Genomic DNA, 20,707 nt, shown 5'->3' with positions numbered 1-20,707 from the left:
CCGCCGTTGCAGCGAAAGATCGAGCCGACATGCGAGCCACCTCCATCGCGTTCCTGCTGCTCGGTGCCGGCGCGGCGCCCGCAGCGGCGGCCGACCTGGCGCTTCACCGGGCTTCCTACGATCTCTCTCTATCGGACGATTCCAGCGACATGGTCGGGGCGGAAGGGCGGATCGCGGTGGCGATCTCCGGCGACTGCGACGCCTATGACCTCGACTACCGCTTCGTTGCGCGCTTCCAGCAGGAGCAGGAGCTGATCGTCACCGACCAGCAGACGGAATCGCGGGAGTCGCGGGACGGCTCTTGGTTCGAGTTCAAGACCCGGACCTTCGTCGATTCCAGCCCGCAGGACACGGTGAGCGGCACCGCCGCCACCGACGGCGGGCGCACCGTGGTCACCTTCACCGAACCGGGGGTCCGCAGCGTCGACATCCCGCGCGCGCTGTTCCCGATGCAGCACACGCGCTCGCTGATCGAGAAGGCCGAGGCCGGCGAACGGATCGTCGAGACGGCGCTCTATGACGGCGACGACGATCCGCAGAAGGAGCTGACCAGCACGGCGATCATCGGCCCCGCCGGATCGGACAACACGCTAAGGCCGGACGCGCCGCGTCCCGAAGCCCCGTCTGCCGGCGGGCAGGACGCCGGCGCGGAAAAGGCGGCGGACCCATCCGACCAGCTCGCCGGCCTGCGCTCCTGGCGCATCAGCGAATCCTTCTACAATTCCGACAGCGATGGCGACGGCATGCCGGTCTTCGAGACCGCCTATACGCTCTATGAGAACGGCGTCTCGGACGATCTGGTGCTGCGCTTCGACGGCTATGCGCTGACCGGCGGCCTCGCGAGCCTCGATCTGCTGGGCAATCCCGACTGTCCCTGAGGCTTGCGGACGACCGCGCGCCGCCCGCGAAGCCCGCGACGGTAGCCCCCAAAGCTTGCGCTTCTCCCGCTTTTGCGTTATTCGCGCGTCCATTCCACACACGGAAGTCGGGTTTCGACGGTTGGGCTCCAGCTCGGTCGACGCGATCCACCGGTGGCGGCCAAAGGGCCGCTTCGTTCCGTGGAGGCTCAACCGGAAAAGGAAACATCCGATGGCTCTGCCAGACTACTCCATGCGCCAGCTGCTCGAAGCGGGCGTCCATTTCGGCCACCAGACGCATCGCTGGAACCCGAAGATGGCGCCCTATATCTTCGGCGCCCGCAACAACATCCACATCCTCGACCTCGGCCAGACGGTGCCGCTGCTGCACCGCGCGCTCCAGGCCGTCTCCGACACGGTCGCCCGCGGCGGCCGCGTGCTGTTCGTCGGCACCAAGCGCCAGGCGTCCGACATCGTCGCCGACGCCGCACAGCGCTCGGCCCAGTACTACGTCAACGCCCGCTGGCTCGGCGGCATGCTGACCAACTGGAAGACCATTTCCAACTCGATCCAGCGGCTGCGCAAGCTCGACGAGATGCTCGCCGGCGGCGAGGCCCGCGCCTTCACCAAGAAGGAGCGCCTGACGCTGCAGCGCGAGCGCGACAAGCTCGACCGGGCGCTCGGCGGCATCAAGGACATGGGCGGCGTGCCGGACATGATCTTCATCATCGACACCAACAAGGAGTCGATCGCGATCGAGGAAGCCAAGCGGCTGCACATCCCGATCGTCGCCGTCGTCGATTCCAACTGCGATCCGCTGCCGATCGACTACCCGATCCCGGGCAATGACGACGCCGCCCGCGCGATCACGCTCTACTGCGACCTGATCGCCCGTGCCGCCGTCGACGGCATCGCTCGCCAGCAGGGCGACACCGGCGTCGATCTCGGCGCTCTTGAGGACGCTCCGGTCGAGGAGGATCTCCCGGCCGAGGAGGCGCCCGCCGAGGAAGCCACCGCCGAAGTCGCCGCGCCGGAAGGCGAGGCCGCGCCGGCCGAGGCGACTGCCGAAACCACCGCCTGATCCGGCGGGGCGGGAGCCGGTACGACCGGCACCCGCCCGCCTCAAGATCGATCTGCTGCGTCGCGTAATGACGGCGTCACAATTCTGGCGCACCCGTTCGGACCGGACCGGTGCGCCCAATGATTTCTGAAGAGGCAAACATGGCGATCACCGCTGCGATGGTAAAAGAACTGCGCGAGATGACCGGCGCAGGCATGATGGACTGCAAGACCGCTCTCGCCGAGACCGGTGGCGACATGGAAGCGGCGGTCGACTGGCTGCGCACCAAGGGCATCGCCAAGGCCGACAAGAAGTCCGGCCGCACCGCTGCCGAGGGCTTGGTCGGCGCGGCGTCCGACGGCACCCGCGCGGTCGTCGTCGAGGTCAATTCCGAGACCGACTTCGTCGCCCGCAACGATGCGTTCCAGACGCTGGTCCGCAATGTCGCCGCGGTCGCGCTGACCACCGACGGCTCGGTCGAGGCGGTTGGCGCCGCGACCTATCCGGGCGCCTCCAAGTCGGTCACCGACACGATCCGCGACACGATCGCGACCATCGGCGAGAACATGAGCCTGCGCCGTTCGGCCATGCTGTCGGTCGGTGACGGTGTCGTTGCGTCCTACATCCACAACCAGGTCGCCGACGGCCTCGGCAAGCTGGGCGTGCTGGTCGCGATCGAGTCGACCGGCGACAAGGCGGCGCTCACGCAGTTCGGCCGCCAGGTCGCGATGCATGTCGCGGCGACCAATCCGCTGGCGCTGACCGCCGACGAGATCGACGCCGCCACGGTCGAGCGGGAGAAGGCGATCTTCGTCGACCAGGCCCGCCAGTCGGGCAAGCCGGACAACATCATCGAGAAGATGGTCGAGGGCCGGCTGCGCAAGTTCTACGAGGAAGTCGTGCTGCTGAAGCAGGGCTTCGTGATCAATCCCGACCTGACGGTCGAGAAGGCGCTGGCCGAGGCCGAGGCCTCGTTCGGGGCGCCGGCCAAGATCACCGGTTTCGTTCGCTTCGCCCTCGGCGAGGGGATCGAGAAGGAAGAAGGCGACTTCGCCGCCGAGGTCGCCGCGGCCGCCGGCAAGAAGTAATCCCGCGTTTCGACCGGCGAGAGGGCGTCCGCTTCACAAGCGGGCGCCCTTATTGTATCGCAGGCCAACTAAGCGGGGGCGAGACGGGCCGCCCATGCGCCGCATCGGCTCGCCGCAGAAACCTCCCGCCCGTCTCCATCCGGCATACCTCAGGCGCCGATCGGCCGCCCGCAGGGAATTGCGGACGCAAGCAAGGTGAATGATGACGTCCGAAATCCGCTACCGCCGCGTACTTCTGAAGGTGTCCGGCGAGGCGCTGATGGGCGACCAGGGTTTCGGCATCGACGTCGCCGTCGCCGACCGGATTGCTTCCGACATCGCCGACGCGCGGCGGCTGGGCGTTGAGATCTCCGTGGTCGTCGGGGGCGGCAACATCTTCCGCGGCGTCGCGGTGGCGTCGAAGGGCGGCGACCGGGTGACCGGCGACCACATGGGCATGCTGGGGACCGTCATCAACGCGCTGGCGCTGCGCACCTCCCTGACCAAGCTGGGCATCGACACGATCGTGCTTTCCGCGATCGCCATGCCGGAGATCTGCGAAAGCTTCTCGCAACGGACGGCGCTGGCGCACCAGGCGGCCGGGCGCGTGGTGATCTTTGCCGGCGGTACCGGCAACCCCTTCTTCACCACCGATTCCGCCGGCGCGCTGCGAGCGGCGGAGATGGGCGCTGCCGCCTTGTTCAAGGGCACCCAGGTCGACGGCATCTATTCCGACGACCCCAAGCACAATCCCGACGCCGTCCGCTTCGATAGGCTGACCCATGACGAGGTGCTCGGCCGCGGGCTCGCCGTCATGGACATTGCCGCCGTGGCATTGGCGCGTGAGAACCATATCCCCATCGTGGTGTTCTCCATCCACGAGAAGGGTGAATTCGCCAAGATACTGTCTGGCGGAGGTCGGGCGACGATCGTCTCTGACTGACCGCCTGCGTCCGTACTGCCGAAAGAGGAACCGATGGCCGAACTTGACCTGAACGAACTCAAGCGCCGCATGGACGGCGCGATCTCCAGCCTCAAAAGCGATCTGGCGGGCCTGCGGACGGGACGCGCCTCGCCGAACCTGCTGGATCCGATCACCGTCGAGGCATACGGGAACCAGATGCCCCTCAACCAGGTCGCCAACGTCACGGCGCCCGAGGCGCGGATGGTCGCCGTCACGGTCTGGGACAAGCAGATGGTCGGCAAGGTGGAGCGGGCGATCCGCGAGAGCAGCCTCGGTCTCAATCCGATCACCGACGGCACGACGCTGCGCATCCCGCTGCCCGAGCTCAACGAGCAGCGCCGCAAGGAGCTGGTCAAGGTGGCCCACCAGTATGGCGAGGGTGCCAAGATCGCCGCCCGCCATGTCCGGCGGGACGGCATGGACACGCTGAAGAAGCTGGAGAAGGACGGGGAAATTGGGCAGGACGAGAGCCGCCAGACCTCCGATCGGGTCCAGAAGATGACCGACGACACCATTGCCGAGATCGAGAAGATGCTATCGGTCAAGGAAGCCGAAATCATGCAGGTCTAGCATCGCTGCAAAATCGGGCCTGCGGGAAACCGCGAATCTCGGAAAAGGGTGGATCACGGTGCGGCATCCCCAACACGTCGCCATCATCATGGACGGCAACGGACGCTGGGCCCATGCGCGGGGCCTGCCCCGCAGCATCGGGCACCGGCGCGGCGTCGAGGCGGTCCGGCAGGCGGTCCGTACCGCCGGCGAACTCGGCATCGACTACCTGACGCTGTTTGCCTTCTCCTCGGAGAACTGGCGACGTCCGCAGGAGGAGGTCGAGGAGCTGATGGGGCTGCTCAAGCACTTCATCCGCCGCGATCTCGCCGACCTGCACAAGGAAGGCGTTCGGGTTCGCGTCATCGGCGCCCGGGACAATCTTTCCGCCGATATCCGCTCGCTGCTTGAGGAAGCGGAGAACCTGACGCGCGCCAACGAGCGGCAGACGCTGGTGGTGGCGTTCAACTACGGCGCCCGGGACGAGGTCGCCCGCGCGGTGCGGCGCGTGGCCGCGAAATTCGCCGCCGGCGAAGTGACGCTCGAGGCGCTGACGGCCGATTATCTCGACAGCCACCTGGATACGGCCGGAATCCCCGACCCCGATCTCATCATCCGCACCAGCGGCGAATTGCGGCTGTCGAACTTCCTCCTGTGGCAGGCAGCCTACTCGGAGTTCGTCTTCCTCCCATGCCTCTGGCCGGATTTCGACCGCAAGGCCTTCGAGGAGGCGATCGCCCAATACGCCAGCCGCGAACGGCGCTATGGCGGATTGTCGCGCGAAATAGCATCCTGAGCCGATGGGTCTTGGTCTCCGACGGCTTCTCGCAGCACCGACATGGACGGATCTCCGCTCGCGGCTGATATCGGCCGTCATTCTCGGCCTGCTGGTCCTTGCCCTGACCATCCTCGGAGGCTGGCCCTTCCGGCTGCTCTGCGTCGCGACGGGCATCATCGTCTTTGAGGAATGGTCGCGGATGACGCGCGCGAAGCGTGCGGGGCCGATCTTCCGCTTCGCCCGGCACACACTCTATCTCGCGCTGGTCGCCTTCATCCTCGGCTTCGACCTCGCGGCGATCGGCATCGTCCTCGGCGGCGCGGCGTTCATCGCCTTCGTCGACCGCGGGGAGCGCAAGGCGGACTGGGTGCTGGGCGGGCTGTTCTACGCGGCGATCGCCTCGCTGCCGCCGGGGATGCTCCGCGGTGACGACGCCGCGGGACTCGCCGCGCTCGGGCTGATCATCGCGGTCGTCTGGCCGACCGACATCTTCGCCTATTTCACCGGCCGCAGCATCGGCGGGCCGAAGCTGATGCCGCGCGTCTCGCCGAAGAAGACCATCTCGGGCGCTGTCGGCGGCCTCGTCGCCGGCGTCGTCTTCGCGGTTCTCTTCGCCGAATGGGTGGCGGATTCGGCCGGGCTCTTCATCGTCGTGCTGGCCGCGCTCCTGTCGGTGTTCGGACAGGCCGGTGACCTCTACGAGTCCTGGATCAAGCGGCGCTTCGGCGTGAAGGATTCGGGCCGGCTGATTCCCGGCCACGGCGGATTGATGGACCGGATCGACGGACTGATCATCGCGACGGCCGTGGCCTGGCTGGTCGGCCTCGCCCTGGCGGGATTCGACCACCCCGCCCACGGCATCTTTCCCATCTGACACTGCGCACGGGTCGCAGCCGCGCGTCATCATTGCGACGCGATCATGAAATGCTATGACTGCGGCTTAGCGGGCCGGATGATGCGCCGCGGCGAACGAGCAGCAGGTGACGAAAATGGACATCGGTGCGGGCCTATCCAGTCTCTGGAGCGGGGGCCTCATCTACATCATCCCGTTCCTGTTCGTTCTGACGACAATCGTGTTCTTCCACGAGCTCGGCCACTACCTCGTCGCCCGCTGGTCGGGGATCAAGGCGCTGGTATTCTCGATCGGATTCGGGCCGGAACTCGTCGGCTACAACGACCGCCACGGCACCCGCTGGCGCCTCGCCGCCATCCCGCTGGGCGGCTACGTCAAGTTTCTGGGTGACGAGAACGCGGCTTCGGTGCCGGACCATGCCGCCGTGGCGCGCATGGACCCCGCCGACCGGGCCGGTGCGTTTCCGACCGCCAGCGTCGGCCGCCGCGCCGCCACCGTCGCGGCCGGGCCGATCGCGAACTTCATCCTGGCGATCGTGATCTTCGCCGGCGTCGCCTTCGTCGAGGGGCGCGTGGTCGGCGATCCTGTCGTCTCCGACGTCCGCGCCGGCTCACCGGCGGCGGAGGCCGGCTTCAAGCCCGGCGACCTCGTGGTCTCGGCCGACGGACGGCCGATCGCCTACTTCTCCGATCTTCAGCGCTACGTCTCGGCGCGGCCCGACACGCCGATCACGATGATCGTCGAGCGCGGCGGCCAGCCTGTCGAACTCACCGTCACGCCGCGCGTCGAGACCCAGACCGACGGGTTCGGCAACAGCTACGACGTCCCGGTCATCGGCCTTGTCGCGACCAATGACGGCTCGTCCTTCCGGGTCGAGGAGATGTCGGCGCTCGAATCGCTGGGCTACGGCTTCTCCCAGACCTGGTACGTCACCGAACGGACCGTGGATTTTCTCGGCCAGATCGTCACCGGGCGGCAGAGCGCCGACCAGATCGGCGGCCCGATCCGCATCGCGCAGGTTTCGGGTCAGGTCTCCACGATCGGCTTTTCGGCGCTCCTCAATCTCGCGGCGCTGCTGTCGGTCTCGATCGGGCTGTTGAATCTATTGCCGATTCCGATGCTGGATGGCGGACACCTGATGTTCTACGCCTACGAGGCGGTGCGCGGCCGTCCGCTCAGCGAGCGCATTCAGGAGATCGGCTTCCGAATTGGTCTCGCCCTCGTGATGCTGCTTATGGTATTCGCCTTCTGGAACGATATTTCGGGCCTCGTCTGAACGAGGCTCGACCGGGTCGGGGGACTTGGGGGACTTGCGAAAAATTAACCATGGCAATGAAGCCCGTGGCTCTGTTGCAACGGCTTTTCCAATTCCTCAACGGAGTCGGTCCAGTTTGCTTGAACGGACCCGGGAAGCCGGTAAAAGACATCGACGAGTCCGTCGGCCAGAAGGCTGCGACTTGGAAATAAAAAGGTGGTTGAGCCTATGATGGCTAGAACGAAAATTCTGCGCGCTGCTTCGGCGATCGCGCTTTCTTCGACCGTTCTCGCTGCAACGACTCTCGGTGCTCAGCTTTCCGTGGTTGGTGTTGCGCAGGCTGCCGTGGTCAATCGGATCGAGGTGAGGGGCAATCAGCGGGTCGACGCGGATACCGTTCGCGGGTTCATGCAGATAACGCCGGGACAGAACGTCAGCGAGGCCGACCAGGACGCGGCCGTCCGGCGCCTCTTCTCCACCGGCCTCTTCTCCGACGTGCGCATCAGCCAGTCGGGCGGTACCCTGGTGGTCCAGGTCGACGAGAACCAGATCGTCAACCAGGTGCTCTTCCAGGGCAACTCCAAGATCAAGGACGAGCAGCTCATCGCCGCCGTCCAGACGTCGCCGCGCGGCGCCTATTCGTCGGCGACCACCGAGGCCGACGTCCAGGCCATCCGCGATGCCTATACGGCGATCGGCCGCAGTGATGCCGTCGTCAGCGTCAACACGCAGACGATCGGCCAGAACCGCGTCAACGTCATCTTCAACATCCAGGAAGGCGACCGCACCAAGATCGCCTCGATAAGCTTCGTCGGCAACAGCGCCTTCAGTGACGCGCGCCTGAAGCAGGTGATCGCGCTGCGCGAATCCGGCATTCTCAGCTTCATCCAGCGCAACGACATCTATGCCGAAGACCGGCTGCGCACGGACGAGGAAGCGCTGCGTCGCTTCTATTACAATCGCGGCTTCGCCGATTTCCGCATCGTGTCCTCGGTCGCCGAGCTCGACCCGGCGCAGAATGCCTACTTCATCACGGTGACGGTGGACGAGGGCGAGCGCTACACCTTCGGCGACGTCGCCATCGACAGCAGCGTGCCGGGCATTGACACCCAGTCGCTCTACAGCGAGCTGGAGACGGAGCCGGGCGAGGTCTACAGCGCGAAGAAGGTCGAGGACACGCTCGTCAACCTGACCAACCGCGTGGCCAATGCCGGCTTTGCCTTCGCCCAGGTCACGCCGCGCGGCGACCGCGACTTCACCAACCGCACGATCGCCATCGACTACGTCATCGACCAGGGGCCCCGCGCCTATGTCGAGCGCATCGAGATCCGCGGCAACACCAAGACGCGCGACTACGTCATCCGGCGCGAGTTCGACGTCTCGGAAGGCGACGCCTTCAACCAGGTGCTGGTGCAGCGCGCCAAGCAGCGCCTCGAGGACCTGCAGTTCTTCGAGACCGTCTCGATCTCGACCGCGCCGGGTGCCGAGCCCGACCGGGTGATCGTCATCGTTGACGTCGTCGAGAAAGCCACCGGCGAACTCTCCGTCGGCGGCGGCTACACGACCGGCGGCGAAAGCGAAGGTCCGGTCGCCGAGATCGGCGTCACCGAGCGCAATTTCCTCGGCCGCGGCCAGTTCATCAAGGTCTCGGCCGGCTTCGGTCAGGACACGCGCAACTACACGCTGTCGTTCACCGAGCCGTATTTCCTCGGCCGCCGTCTGGCAGCCGGCTTCGACGTCTATCACGCCACGAGTTCCTCGGGGGACTATGACACCGAGCGCACCGGCGGCGACGTCCGCATCGCCGCACCGATCACCGAGGACCTCACGGCCCAGTTGGCGTACAACTACAAGCAGGAGAAGTTCGGCGACGACAACGGCTTCTTCATCACCGACATCAACAATGTGAATCCAGGTGACGAAAACTACGTCGAGACGTTCAGCACCTGCGGCGATCCGAACCCGGTTGGTAACCAGGTGGAGCCGAACACCACTCCTCCTGTCGGCGTTTCTGCGCCCCTCTACACGGATTCCCCGATCATCAACGAGGCGATCTGCGACAGCCCGTATGTGACCTCGTCGGTCTCCTACTCGCTGACCTACAGCACCCTCGACAATGCCCGCGATCCCCGCGACGGCTTCTTCCTTCAGGCCGGGCAGGAATTCGCAGGCCTCGGCGGCGATGCCAACTTCATCAAGACGACGGGCAAGGGCAGCTACTTCCATCTGCTGAACGAGGAGTTCGACGTCATCGGTTCGGTGAGCGGGGGCGGCGGTAACGTCTCGACTCTCGGCGGCGACGGGCTGCGTGTGTTCGACAGCTTCTTCAAGGGCCAGGACATCGTCCGGGGCTTCGAGTACAAGGGCATCGGCCCACGGCAGAACGGCGTGTCGATCGGCGGCACGAACTTCGCGAACGCCTCGGCGGAAGCGACATTCCCGCTGCCGCTGATCTCGCGCGACCTCGGCTTCCGCGGTGCGGTCTTCGCCGATGCCGGTTCGCTCTGGGGCTCGGAGTTCGAGGGTGAGAACGGCGTCGTCGGCACCGATGCAGAGTTGCGCGCCTCGGCGGGTGTCGGCCTGATCTGGGCGTCGCCCTTCGGTCCGCTGCGGGTCAACTACGCCCATCCCTTCATGAAGGAAGATTTCGACGAGACCCAGGAGTTCTCGTTCGGCTTCTCCTCGCGCTTCTGATGCGGAAGGAGCGGGGGCGGTGACGCCCCCGCCATCACCGATGCAAGATCCGACATTCTTCCCGCGCGGCAGCGGCCTGACGCTGCAGGCTGTCGCCGACCTCGTCGGCGGCGCCGTCGGCGGCGGAGCCGACGCATCGCGGACGGTCACCGGCATCGCCGCGCTCGGCGAAGCCGGACCGGACGACCTGACCTTCTTCGACTCGCCCCGTTACGCCTCCGATCTTGCTGAGACGCGGGCAGGCTGCGTCGTCGTGGCGCAGAAGCATCTCGCGCTGGTGCCTGCGGGTATTGCCTGCATCGTGGCGAAGAATGCCGCAAATGCCTTCGCCGCGGCGGGGCGGGCGCTGTTTCCGATGGGCGCGGCGCCAACGGCTCCCACCGGCATCGAAGGTCTCTCCCCGCGAGCCGACATCCATCCTTCCGCCGAGATCGAGGACGGTGCCACGGTCGAGGCCTTCGCGGTGATCGGGCCGCGGGTGAAGATCGGCCGCCTCACGCTGATCGCTGCGGGCGCCGTTATCGGTGCCGACTGCCGCATCGGGCGCGAATGCCGGATCGGTGCCGGCGTCGTGGCGACGCATGCGCTGATCGGCAATCGCGTCATCCTGCATCCCGGCGTGCGGATCGGCCAGGATGGGTTCGGCTATACCGCCGGCCCTGCCGGATTGAGCAAGAGCGTGCAGATCGGCCGGGTGATCATCCAGGACGACGTCGAGATCGGGGCGAACACGACGATCGACCGGGGCGCGATCCGCGACACCGTCATCGGCGAGGGCACCAAGATCGACAACCAGGTCCAGATAGGCCACAACGTGCGGATCGGGCGGCATTGCGCCATCGTCGCGCAGGTCGGCATATCCGGCAGCGCGACACTCGGCGACGGGGTGATGATAGGCGGTCAGTCCGGCGTCACCGGTCACGTGACGGTCGGTGACGGGGCGCAGATCGCGGCCGTGTCGAGCGTCAACGGCGATGTCCCGGCTGGTGCACGTTGGGGTGGAACACCGGCGCGGCCGGTACGGGAATGGTTTCGCGAAGTGACATACCTACACGAGATGGCCCGCAAGGGGCGGTCGCAGAGGTCGGACGATGAATGAGGCGGTGACCGCGCTCGAGAGCGTCGACATCATGGAGATCCTCGAGCTTCTCCCGCACCGCTATCCGTTCCTGATGGTCGATCGCATCATCGCCATCGACGGCGACCGGAGCGCCGTCGGCATCAAGAACGTCACCGCGAACGAGCCGCATTTTCTCGGCCATTTCCCCGGTGCTCCGGTCATGCCGGGCGTGCTGATCATCGAGGGCATGGCCCAGACGGCGGGTGCCATCTGCACGCGGGCGACCGGCAAGGGCGTGCCGCAGCTGGTGTATTTCATGACCATCGACAACGCCAAGTTCCGCAAGCCTGTCGTGCCGGGCGACCGCCTCGAATACCACGTGACCCAGACCAAGAAGCGCGGCAACATCTGGAAGTTCGACTGCGTCGCCAGGGTGGAAGACACCAAGGTCGCCGAGGCGAGCGTGAGCGCGATGCTGGTGCCGCGGGACCAGTCCTGATCGATGCTTGACTCTGTGATTCATCCGACCGCCATCGTCGAGGACGGGGCTGTCATCGGCGAGGGCTGCGAGATCGGCCCTTTCTGCCATATCGGCCCGCAGGTCCGCCTCGGCGCCGGCAGCCGGCTGCGCTCGCACGTGGTCCTGTGGGGCAACACCGAGATCGGGGAGGGCGCCCAGATCTGGCCCTTCGCCTCGCTCGGCCACGCGCCGCAGCATCTCAAATATCGCGGCGAGGACACGCGCCTGGTGATCGGGCGCAACTGCCTGGTCCGCGAGCACGTGACGATGAACGCGGGCACGGTGCAGGGCCGCTCGGAGACGACCGTCGGCGACGACTGCGCCTTCTTTACCGGGGCGCACGTCGCCCATGACTGCGTCCTCGGCAAGAACGTCACGCTGATCAACAACGTCATGCTGGCAGGCCATTGCACGATCGGCGAGTACGCCACGATCGCCGGCGGCTCCGGCATCCATCAATTCACCCGCATCGGCCACCACGCCTATGTCGGCGGCCTCGCCGCCGTGGAAGGCGACGTCATTCCGTTCGGCATGGTGCTCGGCAACCGCGCCTATCTCTCGGGCCTCAACGTCATCGGCATGAAGCGCGCCGGTTTCGGCCGCGAAGCCGTGCGCAACGTGCGCCGCGCCTACCGGATGCTGTTCTCCTTCGACCTGACGTTCAAGGAGAACATGGACGAGGTCCAGCTCGAGTTTCCGGACGATCCGCTGGTGCAGGACCTGCTGGGCTTCATCCGCTCCGGCGGTGACCGCTCGCTGGTGACGCCGCGGCAGTCGATGCCGGGGTGAGGGTGGATCCGGAGCGCCCGGGCCAGCCGCTCGGCATCCTTGCCGGCGGCGGATCGCTGCCGAGGATCGTCGCGGCGGCGGCGCGGTCCGCCGGCTGGGCGCCGCTCGTGGTCCGCATCGGCGACGGCATCGCCGAGGACTGGACCGGTTATGACGGCGAGGCCTTCGCCTGGGGCCGCAGCGGCGACGCGATCGCCTATCTGAAGCGCCACCAGGTTCGTCACGTGATCTTCTGCGGCACCGTGACCCGCCGCCCCGATTTCCGCTCCCTGCTGCCCAGCCTCCGCACCCTCGTGCGCCTGCCGGCTGCCATCCGCATGGTGCGCGGCGGCGACGACCATCTGCTGCGGGGCGTGTCGCGCTACCTGGAACGCGATGGCTTCAGCATGCTGGCGGTCCAGGAAATCGTGCCGGAACTGCTGACGCCGGCGGGCCTGTTGTCGCGCCGGGCGCTGCGCGAGGACGAAGAGCGGGCGATGGCCATCGCCGCGACGGCGGCACGCCGCCTCGGCGAGCTCGACATCGGCCAGGCCGTCGTCGCCTCGCGCGAGCGGGTGATCGCCGTCGAGGGCGTCGAGGGCACGCGCGAGATGCTGGCGCGGGTCGGCGACCTGCGGCATCGCGGGCGCATAACCCCGTCCGAACACTGCGTGCTGGTCAAGACCGTCAAGCCTCAGCAGGATTCGCGTTTCGACCTGCCCAGCATCGGCGAGGCGACAATCGCCGAGGCCGCCGCCGCAGGCATCACGGCGATCGGGATCAGCGCCGGACGCAGCCTCATTCTCGGGCTGGAAGACGTGGTGGCAGCGAGCGACCGGAGCGGCATCGCGCTGGTGGGACTCGCCGACGAAGCGGAGGAGGCCCGGCCATGACGACGATCGCCTTCGTGGTGGGCGAGCCTTCCGGCGACCGGATCGGCGCCGACTTGATGCGCGCGCTGCGGGTGCGTGCCGGCGAGGAGATACGCTTCGTGGGCCTCGGCGGCGAAGCGATGCAGGCGGAAGGGCTCGAGAGCCTCTTCGACATCCACGAACTGTCGATCATCGGCATCGGCGCCATCGTTGCCCGGTTGCCGCAGCTGCTGCTGCGGCTCTCCCAGACCAGCAACTTCATCGTCAAGGCGCGCCCGGATGCGCTGGTGATCATCGACAGCCCGACCTTTTCGCACCGCGTCGCGCGCCGCGTCCGGGCGCGCCTGCCCGGCCTGCCGGTCGCCAACTACATCCCTCCGACGATCTGGGCCTGGCGCGAGGAGCGCGCCGCGAAGATGCGCGCCTATGTCGACCACGCGATCTGCACGCTGCCCTTCGAGCCGGCGACGATGCGGCAGTTCGGCGGGCCGCCGGCAACCTATGTCGGCCATCCGCTGATGAGCGTGCCGGCACTGGAGCAGATCATCGAGCGGGTCGAGGCGCCGGGCGCCGACCGCCGCGCCGGCACGCCGCCGACGCTGCTGCTGCTGCCCGGTTCCCGGCGCGGCGAGATCGTGCGCCTGATCGACGATTTCGGCGAGACGCTGCAGCGCTTGAGCCAGCGTGTGCCCGGCCTCCAATCGGTGCTGCCGACGCTCGACCGGCATGCGCCGATGGTTCGGGAGAAGGTCGCGCGCTGGTCGGTCCAGCCGCGCGTCGTCACCGGCGAGGCGGCGAAATGGGAAGCCTTCGCGGCGGCCGATGCGGCGCTCGCCGCCTCCGGCACCGTGTCGCTCGAACTGGCGCTCGCCGACATCCCAATGGCGCTGGCCTACCGACTCGACCCGGTCGGCTACCGCTTCCGCCACCTGGTCACCGGCTGGACCGCGGCGCTGCCGAACTTCATTGTGGGCCATCCGCTGGTGCCCGAGCACTTCCACGAGGTCATCCGGCCGGAGCTTCTGGCGCGGCGGCTGGAACGGCTGATCACCGAGACGCCGGAGCGGCACGCCCAGCTGGACGGGTTCACCCAGATCCGCGACCGCATGGCGATTGCGCGGGCACCGGGCGATGCCGCGGCTGCCATCGTCCTCGACCTCGCCGCGGGCGCTCGCCGGACATGAAAACGGGCGCCGCAGCGCCCGTTTCGTTGAATGTCCCGATTTCCTCAGGCGATCAGCGGTTGTCGACGGACACATAGTCGCGCAGCGGCGCGCCGGTGTAGAGCTGGCGGGGCCGACCGATCCGCTGGTTCGGATCCTCGATCATTTCCTTCCACTGGGCGATCCAGCCGACGGTGCGCGCCACCGCGAACAGCACGGTGAACATCGCGGTCGGGAAGCCGAGCGCCTTCAGCGTGATGCCGGAATAGAAATCGACGTTCGGGTAGAGCTTCTTCTCGATGAAGTACTCGTCGGTCAGCGCGATGCGCTCCAGCTCCATCGCGACCTCGAGCAGCGGATCGTCCTTGATGCCGAGTTCGTCGAGAACCTCGTGGCAAGTCTGCTGCATGATCTTGGCGCGCGGATCGTAGTTCTTGTAGACGCGGTGCCCGAAGCCCATCAGCCGGAACGGATCGTTCTTGTCCTTGGCGCGGGCGATGAACTCGGGGATCCGGTCGGCGGTGCCGATTTCCGTCAGCATGTTCAGCGCCGCCTCGTTGGCGCCGCCATGCGCCGGGCCCCACAGGCAGGCGATACCCGCGGCGACGCAGGCGAAGGGATTGGCGCCAGAGGACCCGGCAAGGCGTACCGTCGAGGTCGAGGCGTTCTGCTCGTGATCGGCATGCAGGATGAAGATCCGGTCCATCGCGCGTGCCAGCACCGGGTTGATCCGGTAGGGCTCGCAGGGGACCGCGAAGCACATGTGCAGAAAGTTCTCGGCATAGGCGAGGTCGTTGCGCGGATAAACGAACGGCTGGCCGATATGGTACTTGTAGGCCATCGCCGCGATGGTCGGCATCTTGGCGATCATCCGCAGGCTGGCGACCATGCGCTGGTGCGGATCGGCGATGTCGGTGGAGTCGTGATAGAACGCCGAGAGGGCACCGACCGAGCCGACCATGACCGCCATCGGATGGGCGTCGCGGCGGAAGCCGGTATAGAAGCGGCTCATCTGCTCGTGGATCATCGTATGCCGCGTGACGCGGTAGACGAAGTCCTCCTTCTCGCGGGCCGTCGGCAGTTCGCCGTACAGCAGCAGGTAGCAGGTCTCGAGGAAGTCACCCTTTTCGGCAAGCTGGTCGATCGGGTAGCCGCGGTGCAGCAGCACGCCCTCGTCGCCGTCGATGTAGGTGATCTTGGATTCGCACGAGGCAGTCGACGAGAAGCCGGGATCGTAGGTGAACAGGCCTGTCTTCTTGTAGAGCGTCGTCACGTCGACGACGTCGGGGCCGATCGTCCCGCTGCGAAGTTCCAGATCCGCCTCCGTTTCGCCCACGATGATTCTCGAAGACTGTTCCGTCATGCGTGTCCCCTTCCAAAAGCGGCGGCGGGATTACCCTTCGCAGCGCACAAGGTTTGCTCAGCCCCCTGCCTACTCCAAAGCCATTGAGGCCACAAGTTGTCGGCTCTGTGCATGCTGCGTCGCGATAAAATGGCCCCGGAAAGCGCCTATTTGGCCGCCTGATCGGATAGACGACCAAGCGATTCCTCGCGGCCGAGCACCGCCAGGACGTCGAAAACGCCGGGCGATGTGGTCCGCCCGGTAAGCGCCGCGCGCAGCGGCTGGGCGACCTTTCCGAGCTTCAGCCCTTCGGCTTCGGCATAGTCGCGGACCACGCCTTCGAGGGTCTCGGCGGTCCAGTCCGCGGCCTCGAACCTGGTCATTATTGCGGCGACAATGTCGCGCCCGCCGTCGTCGAGAATCGCCGCGGCCTTGTCCTCGAGCAGTAGCGGTCGCGCCGCAAAGAGATAGGCCGTGCTCTCGGTCAGTTCGACCAGCGTCTTGGCGCGCTCCTTCAGTCCCGGCATCGCCGCGGTGAGCTTTGCCTGGATCTCGTCGTCCGGATGCGACTTGAGGATGCCGCCGTTCGGCAGGAAGTCCCGCTCGACCATCAGCATGTCGACCAGCGCCGCGTCGTCCGTCCGGCGGATCCAGTGGCCGTTGAGCGCCTCCAGCTTGGCGAAGTCGAAACGCGCCGCGCCCTTGTTGATCTCGTCGATGTCGAACCAGGCGATCATGTCCTCGGTGGAGATGATCTCCTCGTCGCCATGGCTCCAGCCGAGCCTGACGAGATAGTTGCGGAGGGCAACCGGCAGGTAGCCCATGGCCCGGTAGGCCTCGATGCCGAGCGCGCCATGGCGCTTCGACAGCTTGGCACCGTCCGAGCCGTGGATCAGCGGGATGTGGGCCATCACCGGCACGTCCCAGCCGAGCGCCCGGTAGATCAGCGTCTGCCGTCCGGCATTGGTCAGGTGGTCGTCGCCGCGGATGATGTGGGTGACGCCCATGTCGTGGTCGTCGATCACCACGGCCAGCATGTAGGTCGGATTGCCGTCCGACCGCAGCAGCACGAAATCGTCGAGATCCTTGTTCGCAAACCGGATCTGGCCCTGCACCTTGTCGTCGACGATGGTCTCGCCCTCGAGCGGGGCGCGCAGCCGGATCACCGGCTTGACCCCCTCGGGCGCCTCGGACGGATCGCGGTCGCGCCAGCGGCCGTCATAGCGCGGCGGGCGCTTCTCGGCGCGGGCACGCTCGCGCATCTCCTCCAGCTCCGCCTGCGAGGCGAAGCAGCGATAGGCCTGGCCGGCCTCCAGAAGCTGGTCGACGACCTCGCGGTGCCGCGCGGCCCGCTCGAACTGCGAAACCGGCGGCTCGTCGGCCGCCAGACCCATCCATTCCAGTCCGTCGATGATCGCCTGCACGGCGGGCTCGGTCGAGCGCTCGCGATCGGTGTCCTCGATCCGCAGCAGCATCTTGCCGCCCTTCGCCCGGGCATAGAGCCAGTTGAACAGCGCCGTGCGCGCGCCGCCAATATGCAGGAAGCCGGTCGGCGAGGGGGCAAAACGGGTTACGACGGCTTGCGCCATGGTCTCTCCGATCAGGCAAAATGGGGTGGCGATCGATATCGCATTCGGGTCGCGGCTGTGTAGCATAGGCAAGGGCAGAGACAAGGCGACGGGGGAGGGCGATGGCGGCCACCGCGGATCGGGACCAGCCGCCGCGTGCGTCCCGCGCCGTATTCGGGCGCGCCCGGTCCTGGTCTCGGCGGTGGCGATCGCGCGCCGGATGGCTCGAGAGCATCGCGGCGTGGCTATCCGCCCAGCTGGAGGCCGAAACCCGGGCCCGCTCCGGGTTTCATCTGGTGCCCATCGCCCTGATCGGCGGCGCCGGCATGGTGCACGGGCTCGGATGGCGGCCGCCGCCGCTGCTGTGCTTTAGCACGAGCGCGGTCCTGCTACTGATCGCCTGGCACATCGCGTCTCGCCCGCTGCGGCGGGGCGTGCTGCTCGTCGTCGGCGTGGCGATGGCAGGTGCCGGACTGAGCGTCGCGGACATCTCGCGAACGGCGACGACGGTCTTCTCCGGCGAGGCGACGGTGCGCATCGTCGGCACCGTGGTGGCGCGGGAGCGCGACGATCGGGGCCGCTATCGCTACATGATCGACGTCAGGGCGACAGACCGCCCGGTGCTGTCCCGCCCGCCTGAGCGGGTGCGGATCCTCGTCGGCAGCCGGCACCGCCCGATCGCGCCCGGTGAGACCTATGCCGGGCTTGTGCGCTTGCGGCCCCCCTCGGGACCTGCCTATCCCGGCAGCCACGACTTTGCCTTTCAGCCCTTCTTTGACGGCCTCGGCGCCTATGGTTTCAGCCTCGGGGCGCCGGACGGCGTGGTCGGCGCCGCGCCGCCGGAACCCGAACCCGGGGTCATCGAACGGGTCCGCACGCAGCTCGCTTTGGTCCGCCTGGCGATGACCGAACGCATCCAGGATACGATCGGCGGCCCCGCCGGCGCCATCGCCGCCGCGCTGATCACCGGCGAGCGCGCCGCGATCCCGGAGGATGCGGAGGAATGGCTGCGCAGCACCGGCCTCGCGCATGTGCTGTCGATCTCGGGTCTGCACATGGCGATCGTCGCGGGCTTTGCCCTCGTGCTCGTCCGCTCGCTGCTGGCGCTGTTTCCCTCCATCGCGCTGCGGCTGCCCACCAGGAAGATCGCGGCCGTCGCGGCGCTCGCCGTCGCGACGTTCTATCTCGGCATCTCCGGCGCCAACGTCGCCACGCAGCGCGCCTACGTGATGCTCGCGGTCATGCTCGTCGCCGTCCTTTTCGACCGCCCGGCGCTGACGCTGCGCAACCTGTCGATCGCCGCCATCGTCGTCGTGGCGCTGAGTCCGCATTCGGTGATGACGGCGAGCTTCCAGATGAGCTTTGCCGCGACGGCGGCGCTGGTCGGCGGCTATGCGGCGTTGAGCGCCTGGCAGCGGCAGCGCGCTTCGGCTGCGGCGGCTCCCGGGCGCGGCATCGGACGCACCGTGCTCATTGCGCTGGCGGCAATCCTCGCCACGTCGCTGTTCGCCGGCACCGCCACGGCGCCCTATTCGGCCTACCATTTCCATCGCATGGCGCTGTTCGGCTTCGTCGCCAATCTCCTGACCATGCCGCTCTTCAGCTTCTGGATCATGCCGCTGGCGCTGATCGGCACGCTGCTGATGCCGTTCGGGCTGGACGCCTGGTTCCTGCAGCTGATGGGCGCGGGCGTCGCGCTGGTGCTGGAGATTGCCCATTGGGTCCATGACCGGCTCCCCGACAGCGGCGTCGGCCTGATGACCGAGACGGGCCTGCTGCTGCTCACCCTCGCCATTCTTGCGGGATCGTTCCTCGCCAGCGGCCTGCGCTGGCTGGCGCTGCCGCTGGCCGCGCTCGGCCTGGCACTCTTTCCCGACCGCTCGCCCCGGCCGGAACTCCTGATCTTCGAGGACGGCAAGGAGATCGCGACGCTGGCCGAGGCGGGCGACCTCGCGTTCCTGGCGCCGAAGCCGAACGATTTCGTCGCCGAGCAATGGGAGCGGGCCTTCACGCCGGATCGACCGCCCGGTAGCGGCGACCGGGCATCGCTGCCGGCCGACTGCGCCGACGGCTTCTGCCGCTTCGTGACACGGGGCGGACTGAAGGTCGCCTGGACGGACGACTACGAAAAGACCGGACAGGCGTGCGACGAAGCCGATGTCGCCATCGTCGCCCGCGCCATCCGGCTGACCGGCTGCCGCTCAGGCGCCGTTCTCGTGACGCTGCGGACACTGCGGCGGACCGGCTCGCTGGCGGTCGCCACCGATCCCGAAACAGGCAGGCCGGTCGTCGCCCGGGCCATCCCCGAGCCGTTCGTCGAATGGAACCGTCACAGGGGCGCACCCTGGCCGGAGTTCTGGCGAAAGCCGGCGACGGATGCGGCCGTGACGGCTGCGTCCGCCGAGGAATCGACCACGCAAGTGCCCAGCGGCGCCGCGATGGCGATGCCGGTACCCGCGGCGGCAACGACAGGCACCGCGTCGGCGACTGCAATCACGACACCACGGCTCGAGCCGGCGATACCAGCATCAGATCCGACGGCCGACCTCGGCGACGCCGCATCGGTGCCGAATTAGGAGTAGCGCCGGATCAGTCCGACGAGCTTGCCCTGGACCTTCACGCGCTCGGCGCCGAAGATGCGGGTCTCGTAGGCGGGATTGGCCGCCTCCAGCGCGATCGTGTCGCCACGGCGGCGGAAGCGCTTCAGCGTCGCTTCCTCGTCGTCGACCAGCGCCACGACGATCTCGCCAGGCGCCGCGGTATCGGAGCGGCGGATCACCACGGTGTCGCCGTCGAGAATGCCGGCCTCGACCATCGAATCGCCCTTCACCTCGAGCGCGTAGTGCTCGCCGCTGCCGATCATGTCCGGCGGCAGCGACAGCGAATGGGTGTTGTGCTGGATCGCCGAGATCGGTACGCCGGCCGCGATCCGGCCCATCACCGGGATCGAGATCATCGCGTCGCCGCCGCTTCTGCCCTGGGGGGCACGCGCCGGCTCCGCCTGCTTCTGGGCCGGGGCGCCGCGGCCTTCGATGATGCTTGGCCGGAAGCCCGCGCGGCCCACCGGCGCGGAGGGGGCAGCCTGCATCGACTCCGGCAGCCGCAACACCTCCAGCGCGCGCGCCCGGTTCGGCAGGCGGCGGATGAAGCCCCGCTCCTCGAGCGCGGTGATCAGCCGGTGGATTCCGGATTTCGAACGCAGATCCAGCGCATCCTTCATTTCGTCGAAGGACGGCGGCACCCCTGTCTCCTTCAGACGTCCGTTGATGAACACCAGAAGGTCGTGCTGCTTGCGCGTCAGCATCGGGGCGACTCCTAAAAACAAAACCTGAACAAA

At 67.4% G+C, this 20,707-nt stretch carries 17 protein-coding genes and 1 pseudogene; 15 read left to right on the top strand and 3 right to left on the bottom strand.

What is annotated here, in order from left to right:
- Window positions 1-29 precede the first annotated feature (29 nt).
- The 14 genes from LXB15_RS09195 to lpxB all read left to right on the top strand — a co-directional run bounded on the left by LXB15_RS09195 (window position 30) and on the right by lpxB (window position 14,481).
- Window positions 30-878, top strand: coding sequence for an EipB family protein (locus tag LXB15_RS09195; RefSeq protein ID WP_233952709.1), 849 nt, complete (start codon window positions 30-32; stop codon window positions 876-878).
- Window positions 879-1,089: 211 nt separating this feature from the next.
- On the top strand, window positions 1,090-1,938 hold the full coding sequence (gene rpsB / locus LXB15_RS09190; protein ID WP_233952707.1) for a 30S ribosomal protein S2: 849 nt from the start codon (window positions 1,090-1,092) through the stop codon (window positions 1,936-1,938).
- A gap of 140 nt (window positions 1,939-2,078) precedes the next feature.
- On the top strand, window positions 2,079-3,005 hold the full coding sequence (gene tsf, locus LXB15_RS09185) for a translation elongation factor Ts (protein WP_233952705.1): 927 nt from the start codon (window positions 2,079-2,081) through the stop codon (window positions 3,003-3,005).
- Window positions 3,006-3,207: 202 nt separating this feature from the next.
- Entirely contained in the window at window positions 3,208-3,927 is a 720-nt protein-coding gene (pyrH, locus tag LXB15_RS09180; protein ID WP_370640218.1) for a UMP kinase, read from the top strand.
- 33 nt (window positions 3,928-3,960) lie between these two features.
- On the top strand, window positions 3,961-4,518 hold the full coding sequence (frr, locus tag LXB15_RS09175; protein WP_233952703.1) for a ribosome recycling factor: 558 nt from the start codon (window positions 3,961-3,963) through the stop codon (window positions 4,516-4,518).
- An 88-nt stretch (window positions 4,519-4,606) separates the two neighbouring features.
- Window positions 4,607-5,293 (top strand): isoprenyl transferase, encoded by a 687-nt coding sequence (locus LXB15_RS09170; protein ID WP_233953110.1) that lies wholly within the window; start codon window positions 4,607-4,609, stop codon window positions 5,291-5,293.
- A 4-nt stretch (window positions 5,294-5,297) separates the two neighbouring features.
- Window positions 5,298-6,149, top strand: coding sequence for a CDP-archaeol synthase (locus tag LXB15_RS09165; protein ID WP_233952702.1), 852 nt, complete (start codon window positions 5,298-5,300; stop codon window positions 6,147-6,149).
- A gap of 115 nt (window positions 6,150-6,264) precedes the next feature.
- Window positions 6,265-7,404, top strand: coding sequence for an RIP metalloprotease RseP (gene rseP, locus LXB15_RS09160; RefSeq protein WP_233952701.1), 1,140 nt, complete (start codon window positions 6,265-6,267; stop codon window positions 7,402-7,404).
- A 207-nt stretch (window positions 7,405-7,611) separates the two neighbouring features.
- Window positions 7,612-10,077 (top strand): outer membrane protein assembly factor BamA, encoded by a 2,466-nt coding sequence (gene bamA, locus LXB15_RS09155; protein ID WP_233952700.1) that lies wholly within the window; start codon window positions 7,612-7,614, stop codon window positions 10,075-10,077.
- A gap of 40 nt (window positions 10,078-10,117) precedes the next feature.
- The gene (gene lpxD, locus LXB15_RS09150; RefSeq protein ID WP_233952698.1) at window positions 10,118-11,176 is read left to right on the top strand and encodes a UDP-3-O-(3-hydroxymyristoyl)glucosamine N-acyltransferase; all 1,059 of its coding nucleotides are present in this window, start codon (window positions 10,118-10,120) and stop codon (window positions 11,174-11,176) included.
- Entirely contained in the window at window positions 11,169-11,636 is a 468-nt protein-coding gene (gene fabZ / locus LXB15_RS09145; RefSeq protein WP_233952681.1) for a 3-hydroxyacyl-ACP dehydratase FabZ, read from the top strand. The genes lpxD and fabZ overlap by 8 nt, the downstream gene beginning before the upstream one ends.
- 3 nt (window positions 11,637-11,639) lie before the next feature.
- Window positions 11,640-12,446, top strand: a complete 807-nt coding sequence (lpxA, locus tag LXB15_RS09140) for an acyl-ACP--UDP-N-acetylglucosamine O-acyltransferase (RefSeq protein ID WP_233952678.1) — start codon at window positions 11,640-11,642, stop codon at window positions 12,444-12,446.
- Window positions 12,443-13,318 (top strand): LpxI family protein, encoded by an 876-nt coding sequence (locus tag LXB15_RS09135; RefSeq protein ID WP_233952676.1) that lies wholly within the window; start codon window positions 12,443-12,445, stop codon window positions 13,316-13,318. The genes lpxA and LXB15_RS09135 overlap by 4 nt, the downstream gene beginning before the upstream one ends.
- Entirely contained in the window at window positions 13,315-14,481 is a 1,167-nt protein-coding gene (gene lpxB / locus LXB15_RS09130) for a lipid-A-disaccharide synthase (RefSeq protein WP_233952674.1), read from the top strand. Before LXB15_RS09135 ends, lpxB begins: the two co-directional genes overlap by 4 nt.
- 52 nt (window positions 14,482-14,533) lie before the next feature.
- On the opposite strand, the gene gltA is transcribed toward lpxB, so the two are convergent.
- Together gltA and gltX are read right to left on the bottom strand one after the other, a co-directional pair.
- Complete coding sequence (gltA, locus tag LXB15_RS09125; protein WP_233952673.1) at window positions 14,534-15,823, bottom strand: citrate synthase; 1,290 nt, start codon at window positions 15,821-15,823, stop codon at window positions 14,534-14,536.
- 146 nt (window positions 15,824-15,969) lie between these two features.
- Window positions 15,970-17,400 (bottom strand): annotated as a pseudogene (gene gltX / locus LXB15_RS09120) (glutamate--tRNA ligase); the annotation flags it as partial.
- A 266-nt stretch (window positions 17,401-17,666) separates the two neighbouring features.
- Between gltX and LXB15_RS09115 the strand changes: the two are divergent.
- Window positions 17,667-19,946: a ComEC/Rec2 family competence protein gene (locus LXB15_RS09115; protein ID WP_233952671.1), complete on the top strand. Its 2,280-nt coding sequence runs from the start codon at window positions 17,667-17,669 to the stop codon at window positions 19,944-19,946.
- On the opposite strand, the gene lexA is transcribed toward LXB15_RS09115, so the two are convergent.
- Entirely contained in the window at window positions 19,943-20,674 is a 732-nt protein-coding gene (gene lexA, locus LXB15_RS09110) for a transcriptional repressor LexA (protein ID WP_233952670.1), read from the bottom strand. The genes LXB15_RS09115 and lexA overlap by 4 nt on opposite strands.
- Window positions 20,675-20,707 lie beyond the last annotated feature (33 nt).

It is taken from the genome of Aurantimonas sp. HBX-1, from assembly GCF_021391535.1.
Classification (GTDB): Bacteria; Pseudomonadota; Alphaproteobacteria; order Rhizobiales; family Rhizobiaceae; genus Aurantimonas.
The sequence above is the reverse complement of the archived record's forward strand: the minus strand, read 5'-3'. Positions and strand labels throughout refer to the sequence as shown.